The 15,653-nt window shown below is 39.1% G+C and carries 14 protein-coding genes and 1 other annotated feature (1 of these 15 running past the window's edge); of the genes, 4 read left to right on the top strand and 10 right to left on the bottom strand.

Annotated features, from left to right (window positions below; all coding sequences use genetic code 11):
• Positions 1-117, bottom strand: a binding site (T-box leader) (it extends 121 nt beyond the left edge of the window).
• 95 nt (positions 118-212) lie between these two features.
• Positions 213-3,989 (bottom strand): MBG domain-containing protein, encoded by a 3,777-nt coding sequence (locus tag LI164_RS04795; protein ID WP_227086803.1) that lies wholly within the window; start codon positions 3,987-3,989, stop codon positions 213-215.
• Positions 3,990-4,319: 330 nt separating this feature from the next.
• Here LI164_RS04795 and LI164_RS04790 point away from each other — a divergent pair, with 330 nt between their 5' ends.
• Positions 4,320-4,625, top strand: coding sequence for a DUF3343 domain-containing protein (locus tag LI164_RS04790; RefSeq protein ID WP_040015562.1), 306 nt, complete (start codon positions 4,320-4,322; stop codon positions 4,623-4,625).
• On the opposite strand, the gene saoD is transcribed toward LI164_RS04790, so the two are convergent.
• From saoD to saoT, 6 genes are all read right to left on the bottom strand, one after another.
• Positions 4,626-4,958, bottom strand: coding sequence for a DsrE-related protein SaoD (gene saoD, locus LI164_RS04785; protein WP_005334052.1), 333 nt, complete (start codon positions 4,956-4,958; stop codon positions 4,626-4,628). It lies immediately after the preceding gene.
• A gap of 29 nt (positions 4,959-4,987) precedes the next feature.
• On the bottom strand, positions 4,988-5,671 hold the full coding sequence (gene saoL / locus LI164_RS04780; RefSeq protein ID WP_242994277.1) for a MerB-like organometallic lyase SaoL: 684 nt from the start codon (positions 5,669-5,671) through the stop codon (positions 4,988-4,990).
• A 110-nt stretch (positions 5,672-5,781) separates the two neighbouring features.
• A complete protein-coding gene (gene saoA / locus LI164_RS04775; protein ID WP_117613105.1) occupies positions 5,782-6,639 on the bottom strand; it encodes an ABC transporter ATP-binding protein SaoA in 858 nt (285 codons plus the stop codon).
• Positions 6,640-6,656: 17 nt separating this feature from the next.
• The gene (gene saoB / locus LI164_RS04770) at positions 6,657-7,445 is read right to left on the bottom strand and encodes an ABC transporter substrate-binding (seleno)protein SaoB (RefSeq protein WP_005334056.1); all 789 of its coding nucleotides are present in this window, start codon (positions 7,443-7,445) and stop codon (positions 6,657-6,659) included.
• Entirely contained in the window at positions 7,446-8,600 is a 1,155-nt protein-coding gene (saoE, locus tag LI164_RS04765; RefSeq protein WP_005334062.1) for an efflux transporter SaoE, read from the bottom strand.
• The gene (gene saoT, locus LI164_RS04760) at positions 8,594-8,851 is read right to left on the bottom strand and encodes a thioredoxin-like (seleno)protein SaoT (protein WP_252200387.1); all 258 of its coding nucleotides are present in this window, start codon (positions 8,849-8,851) and stop codon (positions 8,594-8,596) included. The genes saoE and saoT overlap by 7 nt, the downstream gene beginning before the upstream one ends.
• Before the next feature lie 249 nt (positions 8,852-9,100).
• On the opposite strand from saoT, the gene saoP reads away from it, so the two are divergent.
• Positions 9,101-9,898: an ABC transporter permease subunit SaoP gene (gene saoP, locus LI164_RS04755; protein ID WP_252200397.1), complete on the top strand. Its 798-nt coding sequence runs from the start codon at positions 9,101-9,103 to the stop codon at positions 9,896-9,898.
• 237 nt (positions 9,899-10,135) lie between these two features.
• Here the strand turns inward: saoP and LI164_RS04745 are convergent, their stop codons facing one another.
• Positions 10,136-11,044 (bottom strand): selenium metabolism-associated LysR family transcriptional regulator, encoded by a 909-nt coding sequence (locus LI164_RS04745; protein WP_005334073.1) that lies wholly within the window; start codon positions 11,042-11,044, stop codon positions 10,136-10,138.
• 263 nt (positions 11,045-11,307) lie between these two features.
• Between LI164_RS04745 and saoX the strand changes: the two genes are divergently transcribed.
• Positions 11,308-12,588, top strand: a complete 1,281-nt coding sequence (gene saoX, locus LI164_RS04740; protein WP_117606494.1) for an ABC transporter substrate-binding subunit SaoX — start codon at positions 11,308-11,310, stop codon at positions 12,586-12,588.
• 70 nt (positions 12,589-12,658) lie between these two features.
• Here the strand turns inward: saoX and LI164_RS04735 are convergent, their stop codons facing one another.
• Positions 12,659-14,293, bottom strand: coding sequence for a sensor histidine kinase (locus LI164_RS04735; protein ID WP_227086802.1), 1,635 nt, complete (start codon positions 14,291-14,293; stop codon positions 12,659-12,661).
• Between the two features lie 111 nt (positions 14,294-14,404).
• On the opposite strand from LI164_RS04735, the gene LI164_RS04730 reads away from it, so the two are divergent.
• Positions 14,405-15,100, top strand: a complete 696-nt coding sequence (locus LI164_RS04730; protein WP_005338783.1) for a response regulator transcription factor — start codon at positions 14,405-14,407, stop codon at positions 15,098-15,100.
• Here LI164_RS04730 and saoC read toward each other — a convergent pair.
• Positions 15,097-15,639, bottom strand: coding sequence for a Cys-Cys-COOH (seleno)protein SaoC (gene saoC, locus LI164_RS04725; RefSeq protein WP_117657485.1), 543 nt, complete (start codon positions 15,637-15,639; stop codon positions 15,097-15,099). The genes LI164_RS04730 and saoC overlap by 4 nt on opposite strands.
• Between the last annotated feature and the right edge of the window lie 14 nt (positions 15,640-15,653).

The raw sequence follows: 15,653 nt of genomic DNA, 5'->3' as shown, positions 1-15,653 counted from the left end.
CTGACCTGTTCAGCAGAAGAACTCCGAGGCGAGTTGGGAGATTACGTCATTGCCTTGCACCCTCCGGCAACTCTCTGAAAACGATAGGCTCTTAATACTCCTCTTCCATGTCTCTTTCATATTCTTCATTATTATAAGAAGAATGATAAAATAAGTCAAGACTCAATCCGAAGTTTTCTGCCTTTTTCAACAGTCAGTTTTCATAAAATGTATTATTTCTTGCGCTGAAATCTGGCACTGATTATCATAATGATTGCTGCAAGTGAAATCAATACTGCTATGAAATATCCAACCGGCTTATTGTTATCTCCGGTTTTGATTCTATCCCATACAGTTCCCGGCTGTTTCTTTACACTTTTTACCTGAGTTCCATTCGTTTTAGATTTTCCAGAATCATTTTTCTGATTCGTCAATCCCGCCTTGTTCTCTACAATCTCGAACTTATCCTTTCCACTTGGTTCAGATGCTAATTCATAATCTTTATTCAGATTAGAAGTGTCCATGTAAATGTCGTAAAGTCCGACTTTTTCACCTGATTTACGGCTCAGATAAATTCCAAGTGAATCACCTTCGACTAATCCGTCTCCTTCTACTGTATAAGTCAGCGCCGGATCTTTCTGACCTTTCACTTTCTGTTTCTTATCAATCGCCACAGTAATTGCACGCTTCTTAATTGTAAGTGTTCCTGATTCCAGATTATACTTATAATTTGAATTCTGGTTTGCCACCTGCACATCTAATGTATAAGTTCCAACATGATTACCATCTTCGCGTTTCACAACGGAAATGTCTCCAAGGTTCTCCTTATCACTGACTCCGGATATTTGATAAGTAAACTCCGGAAATGTATTGCCGTACTGTGCTTTACAAGAATCCGCTGTAATTGTAACTTCTTTTGAAATAATTGTATGTGTTCCTTTATTGACCTTGATTGTACGCAGATAGTTTCTGGATACAGATTCCGGAACAGTTACTGTAATAGCATGAGGACCAATTGCTTCATCACTTCCGGCACATGCGATTGTATCCTGTATTGCAGCGATATCTCTCTGTGCTATATTCTTTGTCTGAATAATCACACTGTTCAAATTCAATTTCTGTCCATAAGTAGTCTCTGCGTTTCCGACTGTCACAGTCCCCTGGGCAACTGCTTTTGTGATAACCAGTGTTCCAACTTCTGATTCTGCATTATCATAGATTGCTACTACCCGGTACATTCCTGCATCTATTGGAGCACTTGAATTCTCTACCGGAGATACATCCGTTGAAGTCTGTAAAATGTTCTGGTATTCCAGCGCTGCTTCTCCAAGCTTATCTCCGTCCTCATTGTATGCGTAAGCAGTCATGCCGTGTTCATTTCCATCATATCTTGCATATACGATCTTTTTTTCGAACTGAATTGTATTTTTCGCTTCACCAATCGTATAAGTTCTTACAATTGGTATTGCCAAATAGTTACCGCCGATAATAGAGATTGTTTCAATATATTCTCCCTCTTCTTTAAAAGCTTCCGTTCCAGACACAATTTCACCTGTTGCGGTCTTACCAACAAAATTAGTTCTAATTCCAGGTGTATCTCCCACAGCATTTCCATCTACTTCAATATGACCACCAAAATCAAAGCTTTCTGCCTCTGCTGCTGTTAAACGGTTGTGTTTATTTTCAATATTTTGATTAAATGAAAGTTTTGCATTTGTCTTTTTCTGTGCAATTACAAGTGTGCCAACACCAATGGCTGTATTATAATTACTGTTGACTGTCACACCAGCTGCTGTGTATACTCCAGCCTCTGTTGGAAGTTCACCGATATGAATTGTAACATCATTTATTCCAGGAACAATCTTCTCAAGAATATTGATTACTTTTTCAATTCCATTGATCACTCCTGCTATATCGCTTTCAGAACCAATAATACCTTGAATTTTTTCAAACAATTCCGGTAACTGTCCAACTTTAATCGAAGTCATTCCCAAACTTCTCATTACCTCTTGTACAGATTTCTTTCCATATATCGGAATATCCGTTCCTGCAATATCATTAACCGTCACCTCGGACAAATCTATGCTGGCATATTTTTCACCAGATGCCGTAATTCCAACAATCAGCCCAATTGCTTTTGCTTCTTCTGGTGAAGCTGTAAATATTGGTGCTTCAAAACTTTCACCGTAAGTAATCTTCTGGGAATTTACAGATACTGTCGCATCACCTTTTGTAATTGTAATTGTTGCCGTTGCCACAGAATCTTTATAATCATCATCACCCGCATAAGACACTGTCAACTCCTGCTGTCCCACGATCCGGTTATAGCTGAGTGTCAGTTCACTCTTATCAACCGGCAATGTATTTCCATCTTTGTCCTGAACTGTAATATACTGAAGTAATTCCTGTTTCATCACATCTTCTGTGTTGTACTGAATTGTGATACCTTCCTGAATGACCACCTGTGTCTCAATTCGCTCATCGGAAATGCTCACGGTTGTTTCTGCCTCTAATGGAGCATACTGTGAATTTCCTTTATAACTGATGCGGATTTTTTCAGTATCATTATTTCCAAACTCATGTGCAAAAACTCCCACAATTGGTTTATAATCTAACTCTTGCCAGCCAAGACCACTTTGATACTGAATTTCAACATCATCAATTGAAATATTGTTGGGAATTGTATTTTCTTTATTAACAACAGTATTAAAAATGTTGTTCTTCAAACGTTCAACATTCATTCCTTTATGATAAGAAACTATTACATTTTCTTTAAGAGCAAGTACTTCTTTTACAACTTTTGGGCTGATAGTAATAGTAGCTTGATTCGTCTCACCTGAATACCATGAAAAAGATGCTGCATACTTCTCAAAGCTTAAATCGGAAACACTGGCTTGATCCACAGTTACACCTTCAATCGCATAGCCCTTTTGAGGTATAATCTTGATCTGAAAATTTTCATTAAGATTTACTCTTGTATCTTCATTTTCTATAAGTGTGTCATTAATATATACCTCTGCATTTTCTGTCTGCCCTATCTTTACATTAACATAATTTGTAGCAATGTATTCAACTTTTACAGTGACATCATCATCAAATATAACCTCATACATTCCGTTAGCGTCCGGAGTTAACTTTCGTTCTCCTTGACTTCCACCTGTAGCTGTTACTTTTATCTCATAGTTTTCTATATTTTTGACTGTGAATTTATACTTATTATCATAAACTTGAAAAGTGCTGTTTAATGGCACTGCCAGATTTTCACTGTTATAAACGACACCTTCTGAAGAACCATAGATATTGATTCCCATATTATAATATGCATGAATTTCTTTTGTGCCTATATCATTCCATTGGATACCACCAGTCCAAGTAAATGTTTCTTTCTGAAAATAATATGTTCCTGTATCAAATGTATATACTGGATTTCCATAGGCAATTGTCTTGTTCCAATTTTCTCTATCTTTACTCCAACGATAAGTTCCAGCATATGGCCAACTATCTCCTAACAGCTTTTTTAGCTCATTTTGTGTAATCTCACCCTTATGCCAATTCCATTGAGTTTCATCACTACTCAGCATCGCTGCCTGCTCACTCACCTGTGCATTCTGCTGATTGTCATCCGTATTCTGCTGTCTGGAAATTTCTTCTGCTACACCACTATTCTCTTGATTGTCTACTTTCTGAAAATTGTTTCCTTCAAACTGGTTATCTTTCTTTAAATCTGTCCCTGCTGGATTGTCTCCTTCGCCAGAATTTTGTTCAGCACCTGCCGGATTATCCGTACTATTTTGTCCATTTTCAGAATTCGTTTCGTTCTGCGCCCCATGATTTTCCTGCAAACTATCCGACTGCTGTCCCTGATTTTCTGTCTGTACACTCTCAGTCATCTGTTCCTGTCTCGCAGACTGATTTATCTCTGTCGCAAATGCCGTGACCGGAATATTCGTCACAGCAACAGTCAGCGCCAATGTGACTGCAAATAAACTTTCGCATACTTTTCGCTTCATATTTCACGCCTCCATCTTTTTATCATAGAATATTTTATCGTTATCTCTCCTGTTTTTCAAGCATTTTCAGTCACTTCGAAGTAAAAATGAATAATGGTCATATTTTTTCACCTGCATTTATCACGCTTTATAATCTGCCTCTTTTTTATTTATAGAATTTTCTAATAAGGTTTGCCCTTCTGCAATGAAAGTTCTACAATTCTTACTTAGATATAGTCTCTGGCAGTGTGTACATGATACAGCAAACAACAACTTTACTCCAGCTAAAAAGGATTATGGATGTGCCGAGACATTCTTGAAATTTTACATATGAAAATGAGGTTTTTGACAATGACTACTCATAAAGAGTTTTATTATATCCTGACTTTCAATACAACTACAGATGCTATGTGCGCAGACAAATGCGCGAAAGAAAACACAAACGGCATTCGTGCTGCACTGATGCCGCTTCCTCAGGAATTTAAAAGCGGCTGCGGCTTTGCACTTCGTTTCCTGGACGATAATTTGGAGGCAATTCTAAAATTCTGTAAGACCTCCCCATTTAATGGAAAACTTTTTAAAATGCATACAAAAAGGATCAACGGTCATCATCCCATTGATCCTGTTTCTCTTACCTCTTTTGACTTTTCTGAATAATTACAGTGTAATTACCTGATCAACTCCAGCCGGTGCCAGTGCTGCATATACATTCGGGAAGCATCCGATTCCTGCAGGTGCGATCAGCTTGTCAGCGATATCTCTCTGATAACAGCATCTGTCGCATGCCATAAGAAGCATCCCTGTCTTCTCGCTCAATGCCTGAAGTCTTGCAGCAATATCTGATCCCTCAACAAGCATATATGCATTATCGAAGAAGAACATCATTCCTGCAACCTCTACTCCGTGACGATCCTCCTCAAGCTGCGGAATAATCATATTCTCCAAAATCTCCCTTGCGTGCTCTGACTCAAATAAATAAGCTACTTTCATGTCTTTTTTCCTCCTTGGAATATAAATTTTTATACTTCAAATGTTGCTTTTGCCTCAATCAGTGCCCGGTCAATATCCGCCTTGATCACATCATTCGGATCCAGCTCCATTTCTGTAACATACGCATCGAATTCTGCAGAACTGCAGAAGAAATTCATAACGTTTCAGCATGATCCTGCCCAGTTTGCAAGTTCCCCTAATGGAAATGTAAGGGCATGCAGAGTCTTCGGTGCATAGTCTGCTACCTTTCCATCTACAATCTTTACATAGACAGGCTCTTCACACATTGCACATACTGAATGCACTTCTGTGTCCTGATGAAATGTAAATGCTGCTCCCATAGCGTCAATCGCACACATCGCTGTAAATTCACGGCCATCCGCCAAAGTTACACGGTGATTCGTCTCCAGTGATGATACCGGATAAATAAAGTTTACATTTTTTGCTTCCTCATCAACGACCATTCCATCTTTATCAATCAGGCACTGAATAATCTCTTCATATTCCTGCTCATCCATCTGAAGTACCTGAAGTGTAACTTCTTTATCGCTCTCCAGATTATATGGACGTTTATTATCAATGGTAAAATTAATGATATATAATCTTAACTCATTCTGTCTTGCAGTAAATTTCTGATGTACATTCTGTATTCCGTTCTGAACTACCTTTTCATTCTCGTTCTGTGTATTATTCTGTATATTATTGTCTAACATTCCCCAAATTTATTCCTTATTTATTAATATTTTTTATTATCTTTTTTCTTCTTATTATTTTTATAGATATGGTCGCTCATTCCATATCTGAATCTATGTCACATAATCATTTAAGCTGTCGCTCCTGCTGTATCTCCTGCCGGCTTCTTCGCACTCTCAACCCCCTGGATAAACTCCATAATGTCTTTGTCTTCCTGTGTATAGACACCACCACTCAGTGCAGACTTCAGAATCTCTGTTAATTGATCCACATATGCGTGATACTGTGGATTTGTGCGGTCTCTCGGTCTTGGAAGATCAATCTTTAAATCCTCAAGGATTTTACCATGGTCTCTGGACATTACGATGACACGGTCACTTAAATATACGGACTCGTCTACATCATGGGTTACCATCAGTGATGTTGTCTTTTTCTGTCCAAGAATATCCTCAAGCTGTCTCTGAAGAAGCTGACGCATCTGGAAGTCAACCGCTCCAAGTGGTTCGTCCATGAGAAGTACCTTCGGATCACATGCAAGGGCACGAAGAAGTGCAACTCTCTGTTTCATACCTCCTGAAATCTCATGAATATAATAGTTCTCATATTTTGTAAGCTGTGCCATCTCCAGAAGTTCTTTTAACTTCTTCTTTCTCTCTTCTTTTGGCACTTTCATCTTCTTCATCGGATATTCGATATTCTCACCGACTTTTAACCATGGGAATAATGCATAATTCTGAAACATAAATGCACGATCCGGTCCTGGTTTTGTAACTACATTCCCATTCACTTCAATAATTCCTTCTGTCGGTTTCTGGAAGCCTGCAACAATTGTAAGTGTTGTTGTCTTGCCACAGCCAGACGGTCCCAATAGACATACGAACTGCCCTTCTTCTATCTCAAAAGAAACATCTTTTAACACCTGATTGTCAGACTCACCTTTTCTTCTTCCTTTAAAATTTTTTGATATTCCCTGTACTGAAATTGACATTTTCTTCGACTCCTTCTCTAGTTTTTTGCTTCCAATGGTAAAAATTTTATCTGTTTCTCTTCGACCCATTCTTTACTTACCTTTAATTTTTCAGCCAGGTAAAACGGGTCATTCAATTTTTCAACTGCTTTATTATAGCTTTCTATAAAATTACGAAATGCTTCCGTCTGTTCAAATTCCTTATCTACGATCAATACATAAGAAATGTAGTCGTTATCTGAAAGAGGCATCGTCGGAATATCGCTGACTTCTGCCGCCTTTGTAATATCCAGAACTGCCGCATCTACCTGCTCATCTTCCATGGCATACAGAATACCTTTCTGTGTAATCTCATCAAATTCTTCAATCTGAGGATATGCAGCCTTTGCAAGTGCTTTTTCCTGCTGTCTGCCCTGCGTAATTCCTACATTTTTTACATCTGCCCAGTCTTTTTTATGAACAATAGTCTCTCCATTCATGAGAACTGGACCGTAGATTTCCACATCTTCATTATTTTCAATAGTATGTTTTGCAATATGCGGGCAATAAAAGCCTATATTAATCTCTTTGGCGTTGAGCGCCCACTGAGCAGTATTGCTGCAACAGTCCTGAAAAGATGAACTCTCCGTGGAAGTGGAAACTTTATATTTCTTATTTATTTCCTGTAATGTCTCCTCCATGAGCACACCGGATATATCTGCTCCGGATCCTACACGGATATCTGCATCTTTATTCCATTTCTTCTCCGCGGGCAGAAACAGTGCCGCGCCAATACCTGCCAGTATAAATACTCCGCCAATGATACCTATCACTCTATCAATTTTCATCTATACCGCTGCCTTATTTGTAGTCTTGCCTTTGATATATTTATACAGTGCATATATTGCATAGCAGATCAGAATCACACTGCTGATATGCTGTGCCCAGTCCGGGAAACTAATAATCATCTTATTTGCATACGAAATCGTGTGCTGTGTCTGGTTATAATCCAGCACTGGCGTAAATCCCGGCATCAAAAGGCGATTTGTCAAATATCCAACTATATTAGAAATTATAACAACCATCGCAAAGTACATGATCATAGCACGTTTCCCGATCATTTTGCTGATTGTCAGAAGTTCCGGAATATTCGTTCCTGCACCTGCCATTAAAAATGTAATTGCAACTCCAGGTGCCGCTCCGCTGGCAACAAGTGCCGCAATAAACGGAATATGTCCCACTGCACATACATACATAAGTGCAGCAATCACGGTAATTCCAAGTAGTGATACAAATCCAGGCTGTCCAAGATAATCCTGAATAAATGACTGCGGTACGACATTGAATATCAGCCCCGCGATTAGCATTCCTGATACGGTATATTTACAGATTGTTACACTTAATTCTGTAAAGGACCAGCGCATTCCGGATTTAATCTTGTCCCAAAAGCCCGGCTCCTCAAACTCAAGCTGAATCAATGGCTCCGGACTTACAGAGTCGTCTTCCTCATCTTCATCAGTCTCTAATGTGGTCTGTTTTATTTCCTTATTCCTCAAACCAATATGTAATTCATTTCCGGCAAACTTATTGGCTATCATACCGATGACCATCGGTGCCACGAATCCTGTAATCAGATAAATCGTAGCAATCTCTTTTCCAAGAAGACCATATGCCAGAAGTAATGCAATCGGATTAATCATCGGCGTGCTGGTCATGAATGCCAGCGTTGGTCCAAGATAAGCCCCGCTGTAATACATACTGATTCCAAGTGGAATTGTTCCACAACTGCAGATTGGAATAAACATTCCTGATATGGTTGTCCAGAATACACCGCTGATCTTTCCGGAACCAATGGCTGTCTTCTGAATCTTTTCCGGCTTCAGAAATTCGTGTAATAATCCGGCAACCAGAAAACTAAAAATAATCCAGGGAGAAGAACTGTTCAGCATGTTCCATGTAGATACTATAATCTTCTCCAAAAATCCCCCAAATTCAGCTAACATGTCTTTAATGCCTCCTCAAATGCTTTTCGTATCGCTGGTTTCGTCAGCTTTGTGACTGCTTTCTTTTCATTAATTACTACCATGCTTTTTGTAACTGCACCGTATTTCGGAATATAGTCAAAGTCTTTCCCCGCTTTGTAAATCTTTACATGGACTTTGCCTTCATACTCCTTCTCCAAGGCTTGAACCAAGCCTTCAAATACTTCGCATCAAGCACAGGCACTAATGTATTCAATTGATGGCTTTTCCATAACTTTCCTCCCATTTTTCCTCCAAATATACGTTGTTATTATATATGTAAACCAAATTTTTTTGTTCGTTTATTAAAAATATAAATATAAACAAAACGCAATATTTTATTCCTTAATAAATATATTTAATATTTGCAGTTTTTGGTATGATTCTACTGTATTTTATAAAAAAAAGTTAATAAATAGACGAAGAAAGGAGGCAGACAGATTTTGGGGAACAATAATGAAGCGAATCAACAGATCAATCGAATGCAGGCTGCAACCAACAATGCCGATCGTAATCGCTGGCGGAAGCTGGGGGGAAAGAACCGTAACTTCGCCGCACTAATCGCACTGATCATCATCTGCGGAATTTGGACGGTAGCTGCACACGTTGTAGCAAAACCTTTTATCTTTCCTTATTTTGAAGATGTAGTCAAAGAAGTCATCTATTCTTTATCAGATATGTATGTACTTCGCAATCTTGGAATTACGATGCGCCGAGTAATGACCGGAGCACTCTATGCATTTATCATCGGACTTCCGCTTGGAATGATCATGGGGTATTCACCTAAGATCTTAAGAGCTCTGTCACCATTTATGAACTCTTTAAGACAGGTACCGATCATGGCGTGGGTTCCTCTTGCAATTGTATGGTTCGGAATTGGAGACGGACCTACAATCTTCCTGATTGCGTTCAGTGGTGTATTTACAATTATTCTGAATACGATTTCAGGAGTGCAGGATATCAGCAAAGACTTTTACAACGCAGCCCGCTCGATGGGTGCAAATACACTGAATATCATAAAAGACATCGTCCTTCCGGGATCTCTTCCAGGTGTTATGACTGGTGTGAGACTTGCAATCGGACTTGGCTGGATGTCCGTTATATGAGCGGAGTTCATTGCGACCAGTGCCGGATTCGGCTACTGTATGGTGGAAGCTCAGGGTAAGATGCAGACTGAGAAGGTCATTGCTTACATGATCATCGCAGGTCTTATCGGATTCCTGATCGATACAATTATGGTTCTCGCTGAGAAAGTACTTCTCAGATGGAGAGCTCAATAGATAACATCAAAAGGCATGGACACCAGATTGCCTGTTATCTATCTGATGCCAGAATTTCAAATGTGGAATAAACTACAGGCATCAAATTCTTGAATGTTTTTTACATTTATATAAGAAGAAAGAAGCGTATTTCTATCAACTGAAATACGCTTCTTTCTTTTTATACATTCTTAATTATGGTAAACCCTGCAGGGGGAGCAGGATTTTTTTATTATAAGAGATAATCATATTAAAGTATTATCCTGAAATCTTCTGGCATTGCTGCCTGATAGATTTGATCGCACTTGTAATAGGAAGGGTCATAATCCGGTCTTTGTGATACAAAAGATAAATCTGTCTCTCTGTATTCACATTCGGAAATTCAAACTTCAATAATTTCCCCAATGCCAGAGAATCCTGAATTGCAAGACTGCTTACAAATGCAACTCCCATTCCTTCTTCTACACTTCTCCGGACCAGATCAGAAGATTCTGCCTGCATGGCTATCTTCAACGGCTTTGCATGCAGATTCAGTGCTTTCTCAATACTTTCATACGCAAGCTTTGTTCCGCTTCCTGATTCCCGCATAACAAATGTCTCTCTCTTCAGCTTATCAAGCGGAAATACCCCATTCAGACTCCGATATTCTTCTGTATTCGGTGTTGCAAGTACAATCTGATCTTTTAGAAGCGGCATACACATACATTTCTCATGATTGGTACGGATACTTCCTATTCCAAGATCTGCTTCAAATCTTAAAACCGACTGGATCACCTGACTGCTGTCTCCTTCCAGCATACGATAATCAATCTCGGGATACTTAAGTCTTGTCTGTTTCAAAATTCCAGGAAGAATATAATTTCCCGGAACTGATGAAGCAGCGATCGTTACAGTTCCTTTTACCTTTGCTTCCGTCTTATTCAAATGTGCCAGCGCCTCATTTTCTGTCTCAAGAAGCCTGACTGCATATGGATAAAACAGAACTCCCTCTTCTGACAATATCACATCTTTTGTTGATCTGACCAAAAGCTGGACTCCCAATTCCGCTTCCAGTTGCTTGATGTGAGTACTGATCGTCGGCTGTGAGACAAATGCTTTTTTCGCAGCAACAGAAAAGCTCTTACAGTTGACGACATTAATAAAACTTCTTATGTAATCCAATCTCATTATTATCTTTTTCCTCTTTTCCTCATGTCATACTTAAAATTGTAACTATATTTTAAATCTTTTTTTACAAAATGTCGAATTGATTGTTCTCATAGTCTTATCGAACCTGTCTATATTTTATTAACATTTCCAATAATTCTGTATATTTTTATCAAGATTATTAATATTCCTTTATATATCTTTTCATTTAATCAGACGTCTGCTATTATAATCACATAATTATTAACAATTATTAATATTTGTTTTTCAGGAGGAAAAAGAACATGAAAAAAAGACTTGTATCTGTACTTCTTGTGATGGCTCTCCTTGTTCCTACCGTAACAGCTTGTCACGATAGCAGCAAAGATAGTCAGGCAACAAAAGATGTACAGGCAACTGGATATGATCCAGAAGAAGCAGCCAAGAAATTCGACTTTGGCGAATTATCCGATGAAGATAAGAACTACACCATCGAAATGGGTTACAACAACTGCGACCATATGGTCGGCGCTATCATTGGTGAAAAGGCTGGTATTTACAAAGCTTTAGGACTGAATGTAAATGTAACAAAATCCGGTGAGACATTAAAAGCACTCACAAGCGGTGCTATGGACGTTGGATACACAGGTATCGAAGGTGCAATCCGTGCAGTAAACCAGGGTGCTCCATTCTCAATGGCTGCTGCGAACCATATGGGCGGATCACGTTACCTCGTAGTAAGCAATGACATCACAGAGCCTTCTCAGTTAGTCGGCAAAACAATTTCTATGACTGCAGAACCTGAAATTAATCCTGAATGGCTGACATGGTCCGAAAAACTGGGAATCCCGGCTGATGCTTCCAGCTACAATATTGTATCGATGGGTGGACAGGATGCCATGTTCGCACTGAAAGCCGGACAGATTGATGCATTCACATGCTGTGACCCTTACGCATCCATCGCTGAATTCGAAGGATTTGGTCATATTATGGGAATCGGCTGGGGTGGAGCTAATGTCGACTCTGACGCCACTGCTGATACATGGGGACTTTGCTGTATTTATGCTATGTCTAACGATTTCAAAGAGAAACACCCAGAGCTTGCAAGACGTCTTGTGTACGCTCATGAGATGGCTCTTGAATACATGTACACACATCCATACAATGCAGCTATGATGTTCGCAGATGGATTTGATGTAGATCCTTATGTTGCTCTTCGTACGATCTATATGAAGACAGTTGCTGAGGGACGTACAATCACATGGCACTTCTCTGAGAAGAACATTGAGAATTTTGAGAACTATTATACACAGTATCCACAGATTCCGGAAGAAGAGATTCCTCGTGTCAGTGACGTAAGTAAATTCATGACAACAGATATTTCAAAAGATGCTGGTGTTGATGATTTTGATGAATTTATCAAGAAGAACGTTGATGACAAGTTCCCACTTGGTATGACATTCGAAGACTGGTACAACGAAGCTAAGAAGATTGATGATATCTCCGATGATGAAGCAGTAGATATCTCCAAGACAGCTACATCTTATTTAAATAAAGACCTGAAAGATCGTCAGGCATATGAATAAGATATTCTTTAAACAAGTATTTACGAAAGAGCAGCCGCAATTGTGGCTGCTCCTTTTAAGTAATAAACTATTATTCAGAATCGTCTACTCTTGGAAAATTCATAATAAATGTTGTTCCTTTTTCCTCTTCACTCTGCACCTGTATCCATCCTCCGTGTTCTTCTACCATACGTTTCACTACAGTCAGTCCAATTCCGGTTCCTTTCCCATCTTTTTTCGTTGTAAAAAACGGTTCAAACACATGCTTTCGAAGGTCTTTTGGAATACCACAGCCATTATCTTCTACCACAAGCCTTACCATCTGGCCATCATCTATACTTAATCCAAACTGAAGTTTTATGCGTCCTTTTTTATCTCCGATTGCATGGATAGCATTCGTTACCAGATTCAGTATGATCTGATTCAGCGCTCCCACCTGACCTTTTATATAATAAGATGTACTGCATACAGATGTCTCAAATTTAATATTCTCCGGAATCAGCCTGCTTACAATACTAACACTGCTCTCCACGGCAAATGTGGCATTATACTCTGACAATACTCTCTCTGCTCTTCCCTGTCTGCTATAATCCAAAAGCTGTTTTGCCAGTTCTTCACATCTTTTTGCTGACATGTTTAATTCATAGACCTCTTCCGGCATCTCTTGCACGACTGTGTCATTATCTGATAATAGTTCACTATATAGCACAATCGGAGTCATAAGATTATTAAACTCATGTGCCAACGCTCCTGTTAGAAATGTCATCGTTTTCGAATGATTATATTTCTGCATCAGACTTTCCTGATTCTTCATTGCTTCATTTGCCTCATTGAGTTCTTTTTCATGTGCCAGTGCTATCTTAAGCTTCTCTTCTTCTTTTTGCTGCTTTAAAATCCGATATCCGAAAATTCCAACCCAGATCAAAATCAGCACACCAAATAATGCCAAATAAAAAGCAATCTTCACAATCGGTGCAGTAATATCCCTGTAATCTTCCACCACGCAAAGCACGAATTGAACCCCATTGAAATCAACGGTATTGTATGCCACAAGTTTCTGAGTCTTCTTTGGCGAGCCGCCTTCTACTTCATAAGACCATACAACTTCACAGCCGGATACATCTTTACTTGAAAATGAGATTTCTTCTTTTTCATTTCTTGCATCTGCCATGACTGTTGTACCATCAATATCTTTTACAATACAGTATCCCTGATTACCCACATTAAGATTAGAAAGATCCTGTTCTCCTTCATAAATCTCATCCAGATTCAATTCAATCTGAACATATCCCGCAATGCTGCGGTTCATATAGACTGCTTTTGTCAGATAAAGTACATATCCTCCGCTATATGTTTTCCTTATTGGTCCTGCAATAACGTGTCCTGGATTTTTTCCTGCCTCCTCGCAGGAATCTGCTTCCCAGTCTTGCAATTGACTAACTTGATCCAGACGGATATATTTCCCCTTTTCTCCAATCTTCAATAAACTTGCTTCTATACTCTCTTCGCTTGCCATATCCCCAGATAATGCAGCATATACGAGATTACTTTTCCCTTGAAAAGTCGCTTTTAAGCTATGCGAACTGACTTCTGCAATATTCTGAATACTTTCTTTTTCATTATCAATGATTGCATCTCGTACAGTTTGATAACAGAATACTGCGCTTAACAGCAACAGCAACACTCCGGTCACTGAAATAATCAATTCTTTTCTTTTCCTATTCATTATTTCTTCTCATTCCCTTATGGTTGACTTTAAATTTTTTCATAGATATAATAGCTTTATGTTAATATGTTTTTTCATGATTACAATAACAGAAAGGCAGGTATTTACAAAATGCCAGATATCTCGGTTCTTATTATAGATGATGAACCTTCCATTTTAAAAGCAGTCAGTATGACCCTTAAACAGGAACATATCGCTGTCACCTGTGCAGATAACGGCACACTTGCACTTGATATCCTGAAAGCCAATACATTTGACTTAATCTTACTGGATATCATTATGCCGGATCAGGACGGGTTTTCCATTTTAAAGGTGATCCGCAGCAGTCAGAACTATACTCCGGTCATCCTCTTAAGTGGACGTGGTGAGGACTCGGCTCAGGTCAAAGGTCTGGAACTTGGTGCCGATGATTACATTACAAAACCGTTCAGCAAAACTGTACTGGTGTCTAAGATCCGTGCCATGGTCCGGCGCACGAATCAGTATGTTTCAAGCTCCGATGAGGTGATTACCGAAGTAAAAAAAGGTCCTTTCGCACTGCGGATGGATTCTCAGACTGTACTGAAAAACGGAAAGGAGATATCCCTTACTTCTAAGGAATTCTCCCTTCTCTATCTCTTTATTGAAAATCCAGAGTACATCTTTTCCAAACAGGAGCTGTTCTCCAAAGTCTGGAGAAGTGATAATTGCGATGACAGTACCATCCTCGTATACATCAAAAAGCTAAGGGATAAGCTGGAAGAAGATCCTTCTCATCCAACTCATATCTGTACTGTCTGGGGAAAAGGTTACAAGTTCTGCATTTAGCAGCAGTCCTCCATTCCCTCTCCAAAAAGATCCACCGGTTGGCCGTCTATCATACGATAGATGGCATAACCTACGGCTCCTTTTTTTTCTCCAGTAATAATAATCTCGATTTCTCCTTCTTTATCAATGTTCTTAAACTGAATTTTCTGATTCTCTACCGGTGCAGGTATCGGATCTGAAAAATCATAATTCGTACTATCTCCTTTATCTGTTACAACAATTGTCCGGTTACCTTCTTCCATTTTACAGATTACAACAAGATCATCCAGCCCATCATCTGTCACATCTTCTCTACAGGCAAGTAATACTTCCGCTGTCGGATAAGCATTTTTAAACACATTCAGAATAGGATCATCTTCCGGAACTGTCTCTGCATAACTCGTCTCACGTATTGTCTTTCCTGCTGTCTGCTTGTCAATCTTGCTCTCCTCATGCTTGTTCTCAAGCATGGATCTGGCTGCAAATGCAATGACTACTACAACTACCGCAAGAATCACTTTTGCCCAAATGCTGTCTTCTAATTTCTTTATTATATTCATCTCTCTACCTTTTA

It is taken from the genome of Dorea sp. 210702-DFI.3.125 (assembly GCF_020560945.1).
Taxonomy (GTDB): Bacteria; Bacillota; Clostridia; order Lachnospirales; family Lachnospiraceae; genus Dorea; species Dorea formicigenerans.
This window is presented reverse-complemented; position numbering and strand designations above follow the sequence as displayed.

Coding starts and splice junctions, on each gene's coding strand:
- LI164_RS04795 (WP_227086803.1), bottom strand. CDS start 3,989: ATGAAGCGAAAAGTATGCGAAAGTTTATTTGCAGTCACATTGGCGCTG.
- LI164_RS04790 (WP_040015562.1), top strand. CDS start 4,320: ATGACTACTCATAAAGAGTTTTATTATATCCTGACTTTCAATACAACT.
- saoD (WP_005334052.1), bottom strand. CDS start 4,958: ATGAAAGTAGCTTATTTATTTGAGTCAGAGCACGCAAGGGAGATTTTG.
- saoA (WP_117613105.1), bottom strand. CDS start 6,639: ATGTCAATTTCAGTACAGGGAATATCAAAAAATTTTAAAGGAAGAAGA.
- saoB (WP_005334056.1), bottom strand. CDS start 7,445: ATGAAAATTGATAGAGTGATAGGTATCATTGGCGGAGTATTTATACTG.
- saoE (WP_005334062.1), bottom strand. CDS start 8,600: ATGTTAGCTGAATTTGGGGGATTTTTGGAGAAGATTATAGTATCTACA.
- LI164_RS04745 (WP_005334073.1), bottom strand. CDS start 11,044: ATGAGATTGGATTACATAAGAAGTTTTATTAATGTCGTCAACTGTAAG.
- saoX (WP_117606494.1), top strand. CDS start 11,308: ATGAAAAAAAGACTTGTATCTGTACTTCTTGTGATGGCTCTCCTTGTT.
- LI164_RS04735 (WP_227086802.1), bottom strand. CDS start 14,293: ATGAATAGGAAAAGAAAAGAATTGATTATTTCAGTGACCGGAGTGTTG.
- LI164_RS04730 (WP_005338783.1), top strand. CDS start 14,405: ATGCCAGATATCTCGGTTCTTATTATAGATGATGAACCTTCCATTTTA.
- saoC (WP_117657485.1), bottom strand. CDS start 15,639: ATGAATATAATAAAGAAATTAGAAGACAGCATTTGGGCAAAAGTGATT.